This window comes from Flavobacterium notoginsengisoli, assembly GCF_042686225.1.
Classification (GTDB): domain Bacteria; phylum Bacteroidota; class Bacteroidia; order Flavobacteriales; family Flavobacteriaceae; genus Flavobacterium; species Flavobacterium notoginsengisoli.
The window spans coordinates 184,358-202,284 of sequence record NZ_JBHUOT010000009.1; the positions used below are offsets into that span (position 1 = coordinate 184,358).

General features: G+C 30.8%; 17 protein-coding genes and 1 tRNA gene. 7 read left to right on the plus strand and 11 right to left on the minus strand.

Annotated elements, in window-relative coordinates; genetic code table 11:
• Positions 1-236 precede the first annotated feature (236 nt).
• A complete protein-coding gene (gene ybeY, locus ACFS3A_RS19615) occupies positions 237-656 on the minus strand; it encodes an rRNA maturation RNase YbeY (RefSeq protein ID WP_379827260.1) in 420 nt (139 codons plus the stop codon).
• Positions 653-4,054: a hypothetical protein gene (locus tag ACFS3A_RS19620; protein ID WP_379827261.1), complete on the minus strand. Its 3,402-nt coding sequence runs from the start codon at positions 4,052-4,054 to the stop codon at positions 653-655. The genes ybeY and ACFS3A_RS19620 overlap by 4 nt, the downstream gene beginning before the upstream one ends.
• Before the next feature lie 177 nt (positions 4,055-4,231).
• Between ACFS3A_RS19620 and gltX the strand changes: the two genes are divergently transcribed.
• Together gltX and ACFS3A_RS19630 are read left to right on the plus strand one after the other, a co-directional pair.
• On the plus strand, positions 4,232-5,737 hold the full coding sequence (gene gltX, locus ACFS3A_RS19625; RefSeq protein ID WP_379827262.1) for a glutamate--tRNA ligase: 1,506 nt from the start codon (positions 4,232-4,234) through the stop codon (positions 5,735-5,737).
• Positions 5,738-5,871: 134 nt separating this feature from the next.
• Positions 5,872-6,852: an SPFH domain-containing protein gene (locus ACFS3A_RS19630; RefSeq protein ID WP_289663972.1), complete on the plus strand. Its 981-nt coding sequence runs from the start codon at positions 5,872-5,874 to the stop codon at positions 6,850-6,852.
• Positions 6,853-6,875: 23 nt separating this feature from the next.
• Here the strand turns inward: ACFS3A_RS19630 and ACFS3A_RS19635 are convergent, their stop codons facing one another.
• The 5 genes from ACFS3A_RS19635 to ACFS3A_RS19655 form a co-directional block, all read right to left on the minus strand.
• On the minus strand, positions 6,876-7,130 hold the full coding sequence (locus tag ACFS3A_RS19635; protein ID WP_379827263.1) for a DUF6327 family protein: 255 nt from the start codon (positions 7,128-7,130) through the stop codon (positions 6,876-6,878).
• A gap of 5 nt (positions 7,131-7,135) precedes the next feature.
• The gene (locus ACFS3A_RS19640) at positions 7,136-7,486 is read right to left on the minus strand and encodes a competence protein (RefSeq protein ID WP_379827264.1); all 351 of its coding nucleotides are present in this window, start codon (positions 7,484-7,486) and stop codon (positions 7,136-7,138) included.
• A 76-nt stretch (positions 7,487-7,562) separates the two neighbouring features.
• Positions 7,563-7,889 (minus strand): YtxH domain-containing protein, encoded by a 327-nt coding sequence (locus ACFS3A_RS19645; RefSeq protein ID WP_289663976.1) that lies wholly within the window; start codon positions 7,887-7,889, stop codon positions 7,563-7,565.
• Positions 7,890-7,982: 93 nt separating this feature from the next.
• On the minus strand, positions 7,983-8,462 hold the full coding sequence (locus tag ACFS3A_RS19650) for a hypothetical protein (protein WP_379827265.1): 480 nt from the start codon (positions 8,460-8,462) through the stop codon (positions 7,983-7,985).
• A 1,212-nt stretch (positions 8,463-9,674) separates the two neighbouring features.
• Positions 9,675-11,792 (minus strand): glutamine--tRNA ligase/YqeY domain fusion protein, encoded by a 2,118-nt coding sequence (locus ACFS3A_RS19655; protein ID WP_379827267.1) that lies wholly within the window; start codon positions 11,790-11,792, stop codon positions 9,675-9,677.
• Between the two features lie 151 nt (positions 11,793-11,943).
• Between ACFS3A_RS19655 and ACFS3A_RS19660 the strand changes: the two genes are divergently transcribed.
• The 4 genes from ACFS3A_RS19660 to ACFS3A_RS19675 all read left to right on the plus strand — a co-directional run bounded on the left by ACFS3A_RS19660 (position 11,944) and on the right by ACFS3A_RS19675 (position 12,988).
• On the plus strand, positions 11,944-12,165 hold the full coding sequence (locus ACFS3A_RS19660; protein WP_379827268.1) for a hypothetical protein: 222 nt from the start codon (positions 11,944-11,946) through the stop codon (positions 12,163-12,165).
• Positions 12,165-12,461: a hypothetical protein gene (locus tag ACFS3A_RS19665; RefSeq protein ID WP_379684174.1), complete on the plus strand. Its 297-nt coding sequence runs from the start codon at positions 12,165-12,167 to the stop codon at positions 12,459-12,461. Before ACFS3A_RS19660 ends, ACFS3A_RS19665 begins: the two co-directional genes overlap by 1 nt.
• A gap of 2 nt (positions 12,462-12,463) precedes the next feature.
• The gene (folB, locus tag ACFS3A_RS19670; RefSeq protein WP_379827269.1) at positions 12,464-12,823 is read left to right on the plus strand and encodes a dihydroneopterin aldolase; all 360 of its coding nucleotides are present in this window, start codon (positions 12,464-12,466) and stop codon (positions 12,821-12,823) included.
• 94 nt (positions 12,824-12,917) lie between these two features.
• Positions 12,918-12,988: transfer RNA gene (locus ACFS3A_RS19675), tRNA-Cys, on the plus strand.
• A 228-nt stretch (positions 12,989-13,216) separates the two neighbouring features.
• Here the strand turns inward: ACFS3A_RS19675 and ACFS3A_RS19680 are convergent.
• From ACFS3A_RS19680 to rnr, 3 genes are read right to left on the minus strand one after another with little or no spacing between them, the layout of a single operon-like run.
• Entirely contained in the window at positions 13,217-13,894 is a 678-nt protein-coding gene (locus tag ACFS3A_RS19680; RefSeq protein WP_379827270.1) for a LysE family translocator, read from the minus strand.
• A gap of 15 nt (positions 13,895-13,909) precedes the next feature.
• On the minus strand, positions 13,910-14,578 hold the full coding sequence (locus tag ACFS3A_RS19685) for a head GIN domain-containing protein (RefSeq protein ID WP_379827271.1): 669 nt from the start codon (positions 14,576-14,578) through the stop codon (positions 13,910-13,912).
• Positions 14,579-14,603: 25 nt separating this feature from the next.
• Positions 14,604-16,784: a ribonuclease R gene (gene rnr / locus ACFS3A_RS19690; RefSeq protein WP_379827272.1), complete on the minus strand. Its 2,181-nt coding sequence runs from the start codon at positions 16,782-16,784 to the stop codon at positions 14,604-14,606.
• Positions 16,785-16,894: 110 nt separating this feature from the next.
• On the opposite strand from rnr, the gene ACFS3A_RS19695 reads away from it, so the two are divergent.
• Positions 16,895-17,128, plus strand: coding sequence for a putative signal transducing protein (locus tag ACFS3A_RS19695; RefSeq protein WP_109191198.1), 234 nt, complete (start codon positions 16,895-16,897; stop codon positions 17,126-17,128).
• A 269-nt stretch (positions 17,129-17,397) separates the two neighbouring features.
• On the opposite strand, the gene ACFS3A_RS19700 is transcribed toward ACFS3A_RS19695, so the two are convergent.
• Positions 17,398-17,532: a hypothetical protein gene (locus ACFS3A_RS19700; protein WP_379827273.1), complete on the minus strand. Its 135-nt coding sequence runs from the start codon at positions 17,530-17,532 to the stop codon at positions 17,398-17,400.
• Between the last annotated feature and the right edge of the window lie 395 nt (positions 17,533-17,927).

A 17,927-nucleotide genomic window follows, 5' to 3' on the forward strand; every position in this document is an offset into this window, starting at 1 on the left:
CATTTTAAAATCATGTTTCACGTGAAACATCTTATACTTTTTCTTTTAAATTCAAACTTAAAAAATCGTTCCACGTGGAACGATTTATTTTTTTATTCAAACTCTTTACATTAACGTTCCACGTGGAACGTTGTAAATTCTTTTATTTACTTTAAATATGTTTCACGTGGAACGTTATAAAAATTTAAAAAATCAAAACGTTTCACGTGGAACATCTACATTCAAAAGATGTTTAATTACTGTTCCACGTGAAACATCTTCATTTTCTCTTCTTCCTTGCGTCTCATTAATTGAGCTTCTTCATCGGTCTTATCTTTGTATCCACAATAATGTAGTATACCATGAGATAGCACTCTCTTAAGTTCTTCAGCGAATGAAACATTGAAGTCTTTTGCATTATCTGCAACACGTTCAACAGAAACAAAAATATCTCCATTCAGCTCGTTACCAACAGTATAATCAAAACTAATAATATCTGTTAAGGTGTCGTGGTCTAAATATTCTACATTAATCTTATGAAGATATTCATCGTCGCAGAATATGTAGTTTATCTCACCTTCATTCTTTCCTTCAGAAACAATTACAGCACTTAACCAGTCACTAAAAGCCTGCTCGTCTCCTAAAGTAAAATCTGTTTCGTAATTAAAATTTATCATTTTGTATTAAAGTATTCTTGAACTTTTTGATTAAAATTCGAGCGCAAAGGTAGTGATTGTCTGTTTAATATCTCTACACTGTTTAAATATTCCAATAGCGAACTTGGTAAAGCATTGGAACGATTCGTAAATTCTGCTTTATTCGTTTCAGATTGTCTTTGTGTATCCTGACCTTGTTGCTGAACTGCATTGTTTAATTTCCATAATTCTTGTTGAATATTTAGTATACGTTGCAGGTTCTCATTCTTAAATCCTTTATTCAAAATCTGCTTTTCAGATTGTTTCATTTGGTCTATTATAGATTTACCTTGAGAGTCTAAACCTTTCTTTGCTAATTCTTTTTGCAATGCTTCTCTAAGTTTAACTTGCTCTTTATATATTTCCATTATAGCTTCAGCATCTCCTTCTCCATCTTCTCCTTCATTACCGTTCTTCTCTCCTTTTCCACTCTTTCCATCTTTACCAGAAGAACCTTTATCTCCACTTTTGTTACCTTGTCCTTCTTTACCCTGACCATCTTTTCCTTGTCCATTTTGTCCTTGTCCAGACTTTCCATCTTTACCTTCTCCAGGTTTATCACCAGATTGCTGTCCAGGTTTCATACCTTCTTTCATCTTATCAGCAAGTCCTTTTTGTTTCTGAATAATATCTGGCAATTGCATTCCTTGTCCATCACCTGGTTTAGGTTTCCCGGCTCCCGGTTTAGACATTGACATCTGCATGTTGTTCAATAAATCACTTAAAAAATCTGCTAACTTATTGGCAGATGAAACTGCATATTGCTGGTGTGAAACTCCTCTTGGAATCTGCACATCGGTTAAAGTTTCAATCGCCTTATCCATGTTGTATTGTACGTTTCCAATTTCTTTGGTAACGTCTTCAGCTACCTTTGGATTACGTAATGAAAGTGCAAACAAACTATCATCTACATGTCTGAACTGCTGTTTCAAATTCTGCTGAATCTTGATGTTTTTTGTGAATGCAGAAGAACCTAATTTCATTGCTTTGAACTGTTTCATCACATCTTCTTGTGATAAAGAATATGCTAAAAGATTATCCAGAATCTGACGAAGCATTGCTACATCTTCTTCTAATTGTTCCTGTTCTCCACCTTCCATTTCACTCTGCATTTCCTGAGCCATAGACTTCATTTTCTTTGCAGCGCTTTTCTGTTTTGGTTTAGCTCCAGATGTATTCTTTTTACTCAATTCCTCAGAAGCTTTATTCAAATCATTGTCTACATCTTTTTCTTTTGAAGCATCAGATGGAATGTCTAAAGGTTTCTTTAAAGTTTTATTCTCCTCTTTCAAATCTTTTAAATCTTCCTGAATCTTATCAAAAGATTTATTGATTTCATCCTGCTTTTCTTTCGTATTTTCTTTCTCTTTATTTGATAACTGTTCCTGTTGTTCTGACAGTTTGTTAAGTTTCTCAGCAACCTGTTCTGCTTTCTTTGAAACATAAAAACGTTTGGTAAGCTCAACCAATTGTTCTAAATTACGAGATTGATTTTTACTGATTTGTTTGAACTTTTCCATCTTATCAAACAGTTCTTCACTGTTTAATTTATCATTCAGGTTCTTCAATTCATCTAATAATTTCTGATTCTTTTCTAAATCTTTCTGTGCATTATCTAAACGCTTTTGTAAATCATCAGCAGTTTTATCCTTCTTATCATCTTTGAATTTGTCCAAATTCTGATTCATTTTCTCAGAGAATTGTTTCATCATTTCGTCTTGTTGTTTCTGACGTTTGATAAAATCATTGATCTTCTGCTGATCTTTAAACTCTAAATTATCTTTTTCTTTTCCTGTATTCTGAAGTTTATCCATTTCTGAAATCTGCTTCGTTTGGTTCTTCAAAGACTTAGATAAACTATTGATGTTTTGATTTTGTTGTTGCAATTCCTGATCCTGAATTTCATCTGTGGTTGCTACACGATCTGAAAATGTAGAAGACTTTGTAGACTTAAATCCGTGTGGAACATCATTATCAAAAACTTCAAAATAGTAATCGTATGAAACTCCTTCTTCTACTGGAAGGTTACTTGGAAAATTAAAAACAAACTGATCAAATACTCCAGACTTCACCGGAATGTTTCCACGCTTAGCAGATTGTGGTTTGTTACGTTCATAGTATACAATTTGTAATTTCGAAAGCCCGTAATCATCACCCAATCTTCCTAAAATATAGTTCTTAGCCAGCTTCAAACTATCAGGTGCAGGACCAACATTGATGGTTGGAAACTGATCTTTGATAACAGAGAGCTGATAATCTAGTTTTTCGTAGTTTTTAACCTTATCATTAGACGTAAGTATTTGATATTCGGTATTTTGACTAATATTTTTACTCAATTTAAAGTCATTTTCAAACTTATTGAACTTAAATACTTCATTATCTCTTTTCCACTCAACTCCTTGTGTAGATTTAGTGTTCATTCTCCAAGTTACAGTTGTTCCTTCTGGTACAATTGCATTTCCAGTTCCTTGAATTGTCTCTGATTTTTTCTTCAGATAAGAAGGAAAATTTAAAACCATTTCGAAGTTGGCAATAGATGGAACTGTGATCACTTTCAATTCATATTCCTCTGAAACTACCGAATTTCCTTCAAAAGAAAACTGCATATCTTCTGAAGGCTTTTCAATTTTAAATTCAAACTTTCCAGGTTGAGAAGATTCCATAAAATAGCTTTCATCACCAATATGAATCATAACATTTTCTGGAACTACGTTTCCAACAGATTCCATTTTAATTACGAAATCTTTGTTCTGTTCTGCCTGCAAATTCGAATTTAAAACCACAAACTTGAAAGGAGCTGGTGGTAAAAATGCAGAATTGAAATGCACTACTCTATTCAAACTTTGAGAAATAATATTACTATTTCCAGAAATATAAAACACACCAAAAAGTAAAATTGGAACTAAAGCTAATGGTAAATACTTTTTATTAGCTTTAAAATTGATTGCATTTCCAAATGGAATTGGTTGTAAAGAATTTGCTTTTTGTTCTATCGAAGCCAAAACTAATTCAGAACTTTCAGCATTATTTTCAGAAGACAATTGTAAAAAGTTAGTCAACTTATCACTCACTTCTGTGAAATGATTTCCAATAATTTTTGAAGCTTGAGAATAATCAATTCCTTTTTGAAGTTTGAATAACTTAAATAATGGGAAAAGAATTAAACGGACTAAAAGGAAAACTTCCACGTCGACAAATAACCAAAACAGAAAAGTTCTACCTAAAGGTTTTAGCCAAAGAAAGTACTCTACAAAAAGCGTAAATAGAAAATATAATAAACCAAAACCAGTAAAAAGTAATATGCCTTTTATCAATTCGTTGGTATAATATTTCTTAATGAAAGCCTCTAACTTTTGATATATTGCAGATGATGTTTTCAAAATTAAATCTGTTTTAATTATAACCTATAAAAGTAGTAATTATAATAATACCTTTTTAAGATTCTAAGTTACTATCCCGATAGCTATCGGGACTAAGGTTCTAAGATTGAAAATCTGAAATCAACATTCCGAAATCTAAAATCATAAAACGTATCTTTGCAACAAAATTTTAAACAAATGTCAAAGCAAGTTCGTGTGCGTTTTGCACCAAGTCCGACTGGACCATTACATATTGGCGGAGTTCGTACTGCCCTATTTAATTATTTATTTGCAAAGAAACATAACGGTGTTTTTTATCTAAGAATTGAAGATACAGATCAGACTCGTTTTGTTCCAGGTGCAGAGGCTTACATTATGGAAGCTTTAGAATGGTTAGGAATTGCTCCTGAAGAAACGGTTGGAAAAAATGAAAAATTTGGTCCGTACAGACAAAGCGAACGTAAGGATTTGTACCAGCAATATGCAGATCAACTGATCAATTCTGGTTGGGCCTATTATGCTTTTGATACTCCGGAAGCTTTGGATGCACATAGAAAACAACACGAAGCTGAAGGAAAAACATTTATTTACAATCATCACAATCGTGAAAAGTTAGATACTTCTTTGGTAATTTCTGCTGATGAAGTTGCTAAAAGAATTGCAAATGGAGAACATTATGTAATCCGTTTTAAAACTCCTGTTGATGAAACATTACATTTAAAAGATATCATTCGTGGCGATGTGAAGTTTGAAACTAATCTTTTGGATGATAAAGTTTTGTTCAAAAGTGACGGAATGCCAACGTATCATTTAGCCAATATTGTAGATGATCATTTGATGGAAACTTCACATGTAATTCGTGGAGAAGAATGGTTGCCATCTATGCCACTTCACGTTTTATTATACAAAGCATTTGGTTGGGAAGCTCCGGAATTTGCTCATTTACCTTTGATTCTAAAACCAGTTGGAAATGGTAAATTATCAAAAAGAGATGGAGACAAAATGGGATTCCCAGTATTTCCTTTAGAATGGAAAACTGAAGAAGGTGTTTCATCTGGTTATAGAGAGAATGGATTTTTCCCAGAAGCAGTTGTAAACTTCCTTGCTTTACTAGGATGGAATGATGGAACTGAAAAAGAATTATTTTCTTTAGAAGAATTAGCAGAAGCTTTTGACTTGAATAGAGTTCACAAAGCTGGAGCTAAATTTGATCCAGAGAAAAACAAATGGTTCAACCACCAATATTTAGTAAAACAAAATGATGTTGATTTAGCCAAAACCTTCTCTCCTATTTTAGAGGAAAAAGGCATTGATATTTCTAAATATGATCTTACGAGAATAGTTTCTTTGATTAAAGAAAGAGCAAACTTCGTTTCAGAATTTTGGGATTTGACAGATTTCTTTTTCCAGGCTCCAACAGCTTACGATGAAAAAGCAAGTAAAAACTGGAAAGAAGAAACTCCAGCATTAATGCAGGAATTGATTTCTGTTTTAGAAAATATTGAAGATTTTACTTCTGCAAATATTGAGACAATTGTAAAGGATTGGTTAACTAAAAACGAAATAGGAATGGGTAAAGTAATGCAACCTTTCCGTTTAAGTTTGGTTGGAGCTTTGAAAGGGCCTCACCTATTTGACATTGTTGAAATCATTGGAAAAGAAGAAACTATCTCTAGAATCCACAAAGCAATTGAAACATTGTAATTAAAATTTCACTTAAAAATAGAAACGCTAAGTAACATCTCTAAAATGTTCTTAGCGTTTTTTTAATATTTAATAATTTTATTTTAGAAGAATTTTCGTAATTTACCAAAATCATAAATATAAATTAAATAACCATGGGTACAGCATTTATTATCTTATTAGTATTCGCATTCTTCATTTTAATGTCTTCATTTTTTACAGTGAAGCAGCAAACTTCTATCGTGATCGAAAGATTTGGAAAATTTCTTAGTGTTAGAAATTCAGGATTACAATTAAAAATTCCTATTGTTGATAGAATTGCAGGACGTGTAAATCTTAAAATCCAGCAGTTAGATGTTATCATTGAAACTAAAACCAGAGACAACGTTTTTATCAAAATGAAAGTTTCTGTTCAATTTAAAGTTATTCAGGAAAAAGTATACGAAGCATTTTATAAATTAGAATATCCACACGATCAAATTACTTCTTATGTTTTTGATGTCGTTCGCGCTGAAGTTCCGAAACTAAAATTGGATGATGTTTTTGAAAGAAAAGACGATATTGCAGTTGCAGTAAAACGTGAATTGAACGAAGCAATGTCAACTTACGGATATGATATCATCAATACTTTGGTTACTGATATTGATCCGGACATCCAGGTAAAAAATGCCATGAACAGAATCAACGCTGCCGATAGAGAAAAAACGGCTGCAGAATTTGAAGCAGAAAGTTCAAGAATTAGAATCGTTGCAAAAGCAAAAGCCGAAGCAGAAAGTAAACGTTTACAAGGTCAAGGTATTGCAGATCAGCGCCGTGAAATTGCAAGAGGTTTGGTTGAAAGTGTTGAAGTTTTGAATAATGTTGGAATTAATTCTCAAGAAGCTTCTGCCTTAATTGTCGTTACGCAGCATTATGACACTTTACAATCTATTGGATCTGATTCAAACTCAAACTTAATTCTTCTTCCAAATTCTCCACAAGCTGGAAGTGATATGTTAAACAATATGGTGGCATCATTCTCAGCTTCAAATCAAGTTGGAGAAATGATGAAGAAAAACAATAAAAAAGTGGAAAAACCAAAACAAGCACCAAGACAATCCGGTTATGAAGATGACATTCAACCAGATGTTCAATAATAATTACAAAATAAAAAAGAGGCTTAACTGCCTCTTTTTTTATTTATAAACCAATTGATTACAAATGGAATAATTGATTGTAAAATTTGTGGATATGATTTTTTTACATAATTGGTGTAAGAGGAAACAAATCCGTTTACTATATTTTGTGGTGTAATGCTTTCTTTAGTTCTCTGAAAACTCAAAACTAATTTCTGATAATTGATCTCTTTTTCTAATTTCAAGATTTCTAAATCTCTGTCGATTTCAGCATAAGAAGAGTATTTTTTCTTTTCCATAAGTCTTAGTCATTAAAAAATATTTCTGAAAATTTCTCTAAAATTGGCCCTTCCACCATCTTGTCTTTTATGAAGAAAAGTAAAATAGTAAACAAAAGATAGATCCCTCCTACTGCTAAAAATCCTAAAGCATTACTTTCGAACAAAGATCCAAAAGCGTACGCTGCTGCAAAAGATCCGAAAATTAAAACCATCGTGAAACACAACAAGATCAAAGTGAATTTGAAAATCAAGGTTGTAGATTTCATTGCCACTTTAAATCCCCAAAGTTTATAGTAAGCCAAATGACTGTCAATATAAATCTTAGTTTGATCCTGAATTTTCTCAGTGCTCTCTTTTAACTCTTCAAAAGCCATAATTATAAATTTAAAATAAAAAAAAGCACAAAACTTTCCTATAAAAATAAGCAAGTTATGTGCTTTTAAAAAATTATTATTTCTGAAGTTTAGCGTTCTGTGCTTTCAATTCAGCCAATTTAGTTTCTAAAAAAGTAATTACTTCTTCTGTTTTATGGCTTACATTAGAAAGTAAATCATTCAAAGTTCCATCAAAATTTTGAGTAGCACTTGTAAATTTTTCACGAAGAACTTCCGAGCTGGCATCAAAAGAATCTTTGATATTATGTTTGGCATCATCGATACCTTCTTTAATTTTTGCTCTAGTTTTGGATCCTTTATCCGGAGCAAACAAAATTCCGATTGCTGCTCCTGCCGCTGCAGCCGCTAAAATTGCAGCCGCTGTATTTAAATTCTTAGACATGATATTACAATTTTTAAATTATTATTAAAGATACTCATTTTTAAAATGATAAAACTTTGATTAATTGTTATTTACTATAAATTAACAATCTTATTAATACACATAAGTTGTAGCTTCATATTTACCATCACCTTTGTCTATAATACTAACAAAAGGAGATCCGTTTGAAGCCGACTTCGTTTTGATTCTCATAGCAGTCTGTTTTTGATTTGCAATTGGCGGTTCTCCTTTTGTCCTTGTCGAGACACCTGTAAAACTTGCTGCTTGTTTCAGTCCAATTGTTTTTTCCTGGGGCAAAACAGTTACCATTTTGAAATCGTCTTTTGAATCTACTACTATTTTATCAGAAACTTTTTGAGTTGTTTTTGTTTGTTTGTTCGTAATAGATGAAACAGCATGTTTGCTAATTTTTACTTCTTCAGAACTTCCGTTCAATGAATAGTAAATTAAACCATTTTCGTTTTTTATGAAATTAACATCAAGTTGTTCACCATTGTGTTTTGTAATTTGATGTGTTTGTGAAATTGCAACATTTGCAAATAACATCGCTAGCGTAAAATATAAAATTTTCATGATTATTAGATTTAAATTAAAAATGATCAGATTTGAAATTTTAAACTAAAGCTTCACACAAATTCAATGTTATGGAATTTTGTACATTATGAAATAATTTGAAAAATACCTTTTACGCGAAATATTATCAAAATTACATCACAATAAAAATGAGAACATAAAATTGTCTTTTCGGGAAATCAATTTTGAAAATTCACTGCTATAAAAATTACGAGTTTTTAAAAACAGTAAAATCCAGTTTAGTTTCCGTCACGGCAAATTTTAATTTTTCTTAAATCATCTCTGATTTCTGGTATTGAGTTAAAAATAGCAACTTTATAAACAATTGTGTGTTAACAAGCCGTTAAACTGACTAAAATAACAGCCAAAAGTTAAATAAAAGCTTCAAATAAACAATTATTTAAAAAATGAGTAATCTATCAACTAACTTTTAAAAACGCCTTAAAATCGATTTATGAAGGTTAAAATTAATATATTAAAACTATTATTTTATAAATTACTATCAATTTTACAAATAATAAATAAAAACTAAAATTTTAAAAAATCAATAATAATAATTTATAAACATAAAATTAAAATCAAGACCTTAAAAAAATAACAAAAAACTATAGATATAAATTTTATAGTAATTTTTATAAATAATAATTACAAACTAAATTTAAATCTATAACAATAATAAAAACTTATAATTGTAAAAATTGAAGTCAAAAAAATAAAAAATAAGAAAAAACTTTAATTTAAGTTTTTTTAGAAGAAAATTGGAAACAAAAAAGCTAAAAATAAAAATAAAGAGTTATAATGAATGAAAAATAAAAAAAGGTCTTCTCTATTCAACTATTTTTTATTCGCCTTTAAAATTAAATTATAAAAGTCACTTTTAATCTATAAAATAAATAAAAATACTAAATTTAATAGATTTTATAAATAATAGATAAAATATTGAAAATAAAATATTTTGAATAAGTAAAATTTATTATTAAGATTTAAAACAAAAATTGAACCGAAAAAAAGTAAAAAATCAAAATAAAGCTTTCTAATAGATTTAAATAAAAAAAATGAATTCCTTATCCAATAAAATTTTATTTTCGATTAAATTAAACTTATGAAAGTCACTTTTGATTTATAAAAATTATAAAATTTATTTTTTTAATAGTTAATCTATATAATAAAAAAAAGCGCTTATAAAAGCGCTTTTAATAAATTTATTTGATATTACTTCTTCACCATTTCAGAAAGAATTTCAATTTCTCTTTCAGAAGCATTTTTTGGAGGATTTGAGTATAGTTTTAAAATTTCATCATCAAATTGATTTTTGAAACTTCCACTTTCAATATCTCTTAAATTTAAAAGTGCTTTTGATCTTACATAAGTCGATTCACTCTTTAAAGACATTGAATATAACTTCTTAACATCTTCTTCTTCAAAATCTGTAGATTTCCAGTTTGAATATTTCAAAATAAACTGAGAAAACAACAGCGAAGCCTTATTATTGTTGATATTCTTCTTTAATGAATTTTGTAATAAAGAGAAACTAGAGATATTTTTGATGTTCTCCCCTATTGCACTTTCAATTGCAATTCTTTCTGGTTTAGTCTCAACTTTAAAATATTTGTTGATATCTTTCAAAGAATTATTGATGCTGTTTTCCTCTTTTTTACCTTTTTCTTCCCAGGCATCTTTTAGTCCAACAGTTTTGTTAAATACTAATTTTGAAGTAGTTGAGTCTTTATCAACAGTAAAATATCCTAAACGTTGAAACTGAAATTTATCTTCATTTTGAGCTGTTGATAAACTTGGCTCAACATATCCAGTTACAATTTCTAATGAATTTGGATTCACAAAATCTAAGAAATTTTTGTCTTTATAACTGTCCGGAGCTTCATCTGTAAACAAACGATCGTACAAACGAACTTCAGCTTCCAATGCATGCTGAATTGAAACCCAATGTAAGGTTCCAGACACTTTTCTTTGGCTTGCTTCAGTTCCGCTTCCACTCAAAGAATCAGTATCATACGTTACATGAATTTCAGTAATATTACCTTCTGAATCTTTTACAACTGATTCACCTTTAATGATATAAGCATTTTTAAGACGAACTTCTTTTCCTAGAGTCAAACGGAAAAATTTAGCCGGAGCTTCTTCTAAAAAGTCTTCTCTTTCAATGTATAATTCACGAGAAAAAGGTACTTTTCTGAAACCAGCACTTTCATCTTCCTGATTGTTTTCAGCTTCCAACCACTCCTCTTTTCCTTCTGGATAATTTGTAATTACCAATTTTACAGGATCTAAAACTGCCATTACACGAGGTGCAATTTTGTTTAAATCTTCACGAATACAAAATTCTAAAACCGATACATTGATCAAATTATCACGTTTTGCAATACCAATTGTATTCGCAAAATTACGTAAAGATGCAGCTGTATAACCACGTCTTCTTAATCCAGAAATAGTTGACATTCTTGGATCATCCCAACCGTTAACATGCTTTTCTTTAACTAGTTGCTGTAATTTTCTCTTACTAACAACTGTATGTGATAAGTTACGTCTTGCAAATTCTCTTTGTTTTGGACGCAGTTTATTGTCATCAAAAATCTGATCTAAAAACCAATCGTATAATTCACGATGAGGCAAAAATTCAAGTGTACAAAATGAGTGAGAAATCTGTTCTAAATAATCACTTTGTCCGTGTGCCCAATCGTACATTGGATATATTTTCCAGGCATCTCCGGTTCTATGGTGATGTTTGTGTAAAATTCTATACATAATAGGATCACGCATCAACATATTGGTTGATTTCATGTCAATTTTTGCACGAAGAATATGTGTACCAGCCTCAAATTCACCATTTTTCATTCTTTCGAATAAATCTAAATTTTCTTCAACAGAACGATTTCTGTATGGACTATCAGTTCCTGGAGTTGTTGGAGTTCCTTTCTGGATCGCCATTTCTTCAGAAGTTTGACTGTCAACATACGCTTTATCTTTTTTAATTAATAAAACCGCCCAGTCGTATAATTGTTGGAAATAATCTGATGCATAACATTCTTCAGCCCATGTATATCCTAACCATTCCACATCTTTTTTAATAGCATCAACAAATTCCTGTTCTTCTTTTTCAGGGTTTGTATCATCAAAACGTAAATTCACAGGAGATTGATAATCAATTCCTAAACCAAAATTTAACGCAATAGAACTAGCGTGTCCAATGTGTAAATAACCATTTGGTTCTGGTGGAAAACGAAAGCGAAGTTTAGTATTTGAAAGACCTGATTTTACGTCTTCCTCTATGATTTGTTCAATAAAATTGAGTGATTTCTCTTCTGATGCCATTATTTTATAGTAATTTTAGCAAAGATAAAAAAGTTTATAGTTTATAGTTTATGGTTTATGGTTTTCTTTGGAAACTTACTGAAAACATGAAACGTTAAACTCAAAATCTTTAATTAATTTATTTAGTATTTTTGTATAAATATTCAGAATTATGAGACAATTAACTGTTACAATTCCAGACGATTTCTACGAAACTTTTATTAGTTTTTTCAAACATGTTCCAGACGTTTCTATAGATGAAAATATTGAGAATGAAATTCCACTATGGCAACAAGAAATGGTTTTGGATCGTATAAAAAATGCTAAACCAGAGGATTTTATAAGTTGGGAAGAATCTAAAAAAAGACTCAATGCTAAATGGAATAAGAAGTAATGTTCGAAATAAATATTCTTTTAAGAGCTGAATTAGAAGTAGATGAAATTGCTGAATATTATGAATCTCTTTCTGATGGTTTAGGAACAAAATTTTTTAATGAATATCAAAAGTATGTAGATACTTTAAATACATTTCCATTTTTTGAAGAAAAGTATAATATAATTAGGACCTTACCCTTGAAAAAATTCCCATACACTATTCATTTTACAGTTGATGAAATTAACAAAATAGTTACAGTATATGCTGTAACATCCAATTATCAAAATCCAAATACTACAAGAATAAAACTATAAAAATGGGAGTTATTAAACTGAAAAACATTCGTACTTTTTCGTATCACGGATGTTTAATTGAAGAAGGAAAAATTGGATCTGATTACACTGTTGATCTAAAAATTAAAACCAATTTACAGAAATCAGCAGAAACAGATCATCTTTTAGACACTGTTGATTATGTTCATTTGAACAAAATTGTAGCCGAAGAAATGGCAATTCGTTCGCATTTATTAGAACATGTCGCCAAAAGAATCAATATTCGTGTACTGGCAGAGATAGAAACGGTAGAAAAAACAACAGTTTGGGTTTCTAAAGTTAATCCGCCTATTGGTGGTGATGTTGAGTCAGTTACTATAAAAATGACGGAAACTAGAAAGTAATTTTTAAAATTAAAATCCTAAAATTTTAAAATACTTTCTATGAAACTTTTGAAATTTAAAGATTTTAGTTACTTTTGCCAACCGTTCAAGTAATGGCGTCGTGGCCGAGCGGCTAGGCTGGGCTCTGCAAAAGCTCCTACTCCGGTTCGAATCCGGACGATGCCTCAAAACCTTCAAAGCAATTTGAAGGTTTTTTTTATATCTAATTTTTGCGCAATCTTGTCATTCTGAGGAACGAAGAATCACACTCGTAACTCAACAAAGATTGGCGATATAGCAGGTAGAATTTCTAGTGCGATTCTTCGTTCCTCAGAATGACAAAAAGAACATTATCAACACAAAAAAACCTCTGAAATTTAGAGGTTTGATTTTATATTTTTGAGTTATTAACAACTACTTTTCAATCTTCTCAAAAGCGTTTTTAACCATTTCTTTTTCTTTTGGAAACCAGCCCTGAACCATTAAAGCAACTCCAAAAACCATCAGAACAATACTTATTCCTTTTTTAATTTTTAGAATATTAGTTGGTGTCATTTTAGATTTTAACTGTTTGGCTAATACTATTTTAAGGCAGTCAACCAATAAATAAGTGATAATTACAGCCGTAAAAAAGGTAAACATTCTGGAGTTTTGCATTTCTAATTTTGGTCCAACAGAAATAATTACTGCAAGCCAGAAACCTAAAACACCAATGTTAATAACGTTCAATAAAAAGCCTTTTATAAATAAACTTCCGTAATTTCTTTTGATAATATCACGGTCGATTTCTTCATCATTAATTTTTGCTTCTTTTTTTAATCTCACAAAAGAAATTATACCATAAGCCAGCATTATAATGCCACCAAAAATAAAAAGTGCAGGTTTGTCTTTTAAACTGGAAATCAATCTGTAACTTCCTAAATAAGCAATAGCTATGAAAAAGATATCACCTAAAACTACTCCAAAATCAAAAACTATTGCAGCTCTGAATCCTTTAGTAATACTGGTTTCTAATAGTATAAAAAATACCGGACCTACCATAAAGCTTAGAAAAAGTCCCCATGGCAGTCCAGCCAGAATATCATTTATCATCAAAATACAACTTGATTATTTTACTTCTTCAATTTTACCTCCGAAAACGGTTTTCTGATTAATCTGCTTTGGTTTTCCATAAATGTAAATAGAGCCTCCTGCGCTCACTTTTGCATCGACAAGGGTCGAAGCATTCACATCAGCTTTTCCGCCCGCAGAAACGCTTACTTTAGTCTGAGAAGTGACTAATTTACTTCCAAGGAAGTATCCGCCTGCTCCTAATCCTGCATCTAGGTTATCAGCTTTACCAGTTGCCGTGATTTCTCCGCCCGAAACTGAACTTACTTTTAGCTTATCAACATTCAAATCTACATTAATTTTTCCTCCTTCTTGTGCACTGACTTTAAAAGAAGTAGCTTTTATAGTTTCTTTACTTACCACTTCTGCTCCTTCATTAACATCAATCAGTTCGATATGTTTATAATACAAAGTAACTTCAAGATCATTTCCTGATAATAGTTTTGGAAAAGGCATTCTCAGTTTTAAAACACCGTTTTTATTAACAGCTTCCAGTTCTGCTTCTCTTGTTCCCTTTATAACAACTTTATTTTCAGAAGACTGAACTAGTTTTACACTTAATTTATCGTAAACTTTTACGGTATCAAAATCGCCTAATTCTTTGGTAACCTGACCAAAAGACATTTGTACAAATAAAATTGCTGCTCCAATTATTAGCTTTTTCATACTTTTATTTTTTTAAATTAATACTTTATTCTGCTCGTCGCAAAAAATGAAAATCCAATTGTTTTTTAACCAAATCAGCATTTTTTACTTTAACATAAATTTCGTCTCCCAATTGTAAAATGCTGTTTGAAGTAGCTCCAACCAAAGCATATTGTTTTTCGTCGAAAGTATAATAATCATCTTTTATTTCTCTGATTCTTACCATTCCTTCGCATTTATTAGAAACGATTTCAACATAAATTCCCCATTCGGTAACACCAGAAATAACTCCCAGGAATTCTTCGTCCTGATGATCCTGCATGTATTTAACCTGCATGTATTTGATACTGTCACGCTCAGCATTTGTTGCTAAACTTTCCATGTTAGAACAATGCAGACATTTAGTTTCATAAGTTTCTTCGTCTACAGAAGCTCCTCCATCCAGATAATATTGCAACAAACGGTGTACCATAACGTCTGGATAACGACGAATTGGCGATGTAAAATGGCTGTAATAATCAAAAGCTAAACCATAATGACCAATATTGTCTGTCGAATATTTGGCTTTACTCATACTTCTAATTGCAAGAGTATCAATTAAGTTTTGCTCTTTTTTACCATTTACTTCTTCCATCAATGAATTCAAAGACTTAGAAATATCGCCTTTGTTACGGAAATCAATTTTATAACCAAATTTAGCTATAACAGTCTGCATTGCAATTAGTTTATCTTCATTTGGTTCATCGTGAATACGGTATACAAAAGTTTTCTTTTGTTTTCCAATGTATTCCGCCACTTTTCTGTTAGCTAAAAGCATGAATTCTTCAATCAAATGATTGGCATCTTTTGAAATCTTGAAATAAACACCTTCCGGTTCTCCTTCAGCATCTAAATTGAATTTTACTTCTACTTTATCAAAAGAAATGGCACCTTGCTGCATTCTTTTCTTTCTTAAAATCTTCGCTAATTCATCTAGTTTTAAAGTCGCTTCGGTAATTTCATCTGAAACAACATAAGATTCTCCGGTAATGGAAACATCAACCGGAATAGTATTGTCTTTTGTTTCAATGATATATTGCGCTTCTTCGTAAGCAAAACGCTGATCGGAATAAATTACTGTTCTTCCAAACCATTGGTTAATAACCTGAGCTGTTGGCGAAACTTCAAATATGGCAGAGAACGTATATTTCTCTTCATTTGGACGAAGCGAACACGCAAAATTAGACAATACTTCAGGAAGCATTGGCACTACTCTATCGACTAAATAAACCGAAGTAGCTCTTTGATAGGCTTCATCATCCAGGATTGTTCCTTCTTCCAAATAATACGAAACATCGGCAATATGAATTCCAATTTCGAAGTTTCCGTTTTCTAACTTTTTAAAAGACAACGCATCATCAAAATCTTTTGCATCTTTTGGATCGATGGTAAACGTAAGTGTATCACGCATATCACGACGTTTTGCAATCTCAGATTCCTGAATCGAGGTATCCAGTTTTTGAGCATACACCTCTACTTCTACAGGGAAATCAGATGGCAATCCGTATTCAGCTAAAATGGCATGAATCTCTGTATTATGTTCTCCTGGTTTTCCTAAAACTCGAATTACAGATCCAAACGGACTATCGGCTCTTTTGGGCCAGTCTTCAATCTTAACCAACACAACATCACCGTTTTCTGCTTCTCCCAATTTATCCTTTGGAATAAAAATATCGGTATACATTTTAGGATTCGCAGTAGAAACAAAAGCAAAGTTAGGCTGCATATCAATTACACCTACAAACTCTGTTTTATCTCTTTCAAGGACTTCAATTACTTCACCCTCAGGTCTTTTTCCTTTTCTTCTGTTATAAACATAAACCTTTACTTTGTCTTTGTCTAAGGCACGATTCAAATTATTGGTTGGGATAAATACATCTTCTTCAAAATCAGGACAAATAAAATAGGCCGTTTTTCTGCTCGTCATATCTATCGTTCCTTCGTAATAGTCCTGACTAACTGCTTTAACTAAATATTTTCCTGGTTCTGTTTCAACTATTTTCTTTTGAGCAGCCAGAATCTTTAGATCTTTTATAATCTGGTTTCTACTGTTTGTATCATCAAGTTCTAACTTTGCTCCTATCTGTTTGTAATTAAATGGCTTATTAGCATTTTGCGATAAAATCTTAAGGATCTTCCCAGAGAAATCTTTCTCTTTTTTTATCGGCTTTCTAATTTTCTTACTCATATATCTTTTCTTATAAGGTTTAAAATTACAAATAAGAAATCAGATTATAGATTTTAACAATTAGAATTATTAAAATTATAACTTTTCGTACATTTACAAAAACAGCCTTTATGGAAAGCTTTCAAACTATTGCCGTATTCAATTATCAGCACGAAACAGTGGTTCTCAAACACTTACTAGAGCAAGAAGAAATTCCATACTTTTTCGAAAACGAAATGACCCTTTCCGTTATGCCTCTTTACTCCAATGCACTGGGCGGAATCAAACTAAAAGTACATCCGGAAGACTTCGAACAAGTTCAGCAAATTCTGGACAATCTCAACAATCCACTTAAAATCGTCTGAAACAAAATTTCAAAACAAATTCAAATCAGAATAAAATTCAAAGTCAAATAAATTTTTTTTCTCTTTCAACTTTTTTAGTTTTCAACATATATTAAATACAACAAAAAAGATTTTTAAAAATTTAAAAAAAATTTATGGTTATTATAGCTTGTTAATATGTCGAATAAATTTTTTTTTGAAGTCATTGAATTCTCGTTTTACTTAGTTATTCTGAGTTATCAACATAGTTATTTTTAGTTAAATGACTTATTTATAAGACTTTTTGTATTTTAATTAACAACGGTTGACAACCAAAAGTGAATTGATTTTGTAGATAAGTTAACATGTTGATAGTTGTTGAAAATGGTGTTTTTGGTATTGATAACTTTTCCAAAAATTCCCGAAACTTTTCTTGCGTATTTCATTCCGGTTTTGGATTAAGGTTTTTTTCGACACAACCAAAAAAAACTTCTAATTTTCTTTTCGAACTTATTAACATTTTCTGTTAACTTAAAGTTAATTGAATATCAAGCAATTACAAACTGCTATTAACACCTCAAAATTTTAACAAATATTCTGTTTATTCTTTATTGATTATGAGATACTTATGGAGTTATTAAAATTGTTAATAACTGATAATATTTTGACTTTAAGATAGTTGTGATTATTATTTTTCTGCCACGAATTTCACGAATGTACACTAATTATAATTGCTTTGTTGATATAGTATTCGAAAAGAAAAAAATTTGTGAAAATTAGCGTAATTCGTGGCAAACATTTATTAATTGAGTAAATTTGTACTACACAACTAAATAGTATA

What these genes read in the sequence shown, in the direction of transcription:
- ybeY (WP_379827260.1), bottom strand. Translation starts at nt 656, where the DNA reads ATGATAAATTTTAATTACGAAACAGATTTTACTTTAGGAGACGAGCAG.
- gltX (WP_379827262.1), top strand. Translation starts at nt 4,232, where the DNA reads ATGTCAAAGCAAGTTCGTGTGCGTTTTGCACCAAGTCCGACTGGACCA.
- ACFS3A_RS19630 (WP_289663972.1), top strand. Translation starts at nt 5,872, where the DNA reads ATGGGTACAGCATTTATTATCTTATTAGTATTCGCATTCTTCATTTTA.
- ACFS3A_RS19635 (WP_379827263.1), bottom strand. Translation starts at nt 7,130, where the DNA reads ATGGAAAAGAAAAAATACTCTTCTTATGCTGAAATCGACAGAGATTTA.
- ACFS3A_RS19640 (WP_379827264.1), bottom strand. Translation starts at nt 7,486, where the DNA reads ATGGCTTTTGAAGAGTTAAAAGAGAGCACTGAGAAAATTCAGGATCAA.
- ACFS3A_RS19645 (WP_289663976.1), bottom strand. Translation starts at nt 7,889, where the DNA reads ATGTCTAAGAATTTAAATACAGCGGCTGCAATTTTAGCGGCTGCAGCG.
- ACFS3A_RS19650 (WP_379827265.1), bottom strand. Translation starts at nt 8,462, where the DNA reads ATGAAAATTTTATATTTTACGCTAGCGATGTTATTTGCAAATGTTGCA.
- ACFS3A_RS19655 (WP_379827267.1), bottom strand. Translation starts at nt 11,792, where the DNA reads ATGGCATCAGAAGAGAAATCACTCAATTTTATTGAACAAATCATAGAG.
- ACFS3A_RS19660 (WP_379827268.1), top strand. Translation starts at nt 11,944, where the DNA reads ATGAGACAATTAACTGTTACAATTCCAGACGATTTCTACGAAACTTTT.
- ACFS3A_RS19665 (WP_379684174.1), top strand. Translation starts at nt 12,165, where the DNA reads ATGTTCGAAATAAATATTCTTTTAAGAGCTGAATTAGAAGTAGATGAA.
- folB (WP_379827269.1), top strand. Translation starts at nt 12,464, where the DNA reads ATGGGAGTTATTAAACTGAAAAACATTCGTACTTTTTCGTATCACGGA.
- ACFS3A_RS19680 (WP_379827270.1), bottom strand. Translation starts at nt 13,894, where the DNA reads ATGATAAATGATATTCTGGCTGGACTGCCATGGGGACTTTTTCTAAGC.
- ACFS3A_RS19685 (WP_379827271.1), bottom strand. Translation starts at nt 14,578, where the DNA reads ATGAAAAAGCTAATAATTGGAGCAGCAATTTTATTTGTACAAATGTCT.
- rnr (WP_379827272.1), bottom strand. Translation starts at nt 16,784, where the DNA reads ATGAGTAAGAAAATTAGAAAGCCGATAAAAAAAGAGAAAGATTTCTCT.
- ACFS3A_RS19695 (WP_109191198.1), top strand. Translation starts at nt 16,895, where the DNA reads ATGGAAAGCTTTCAAACTATTGCCGTATTCAATTATCAGCACGAAACA.
- ACFS3A_RS19700 (WP_379827273.1), bottom strand. Translation starts at nt 17,532, where the DNA reads ATGAAATACGCAAGAAAAGTTTCGGGAATTTTTGGAAAAGTTATCAAT.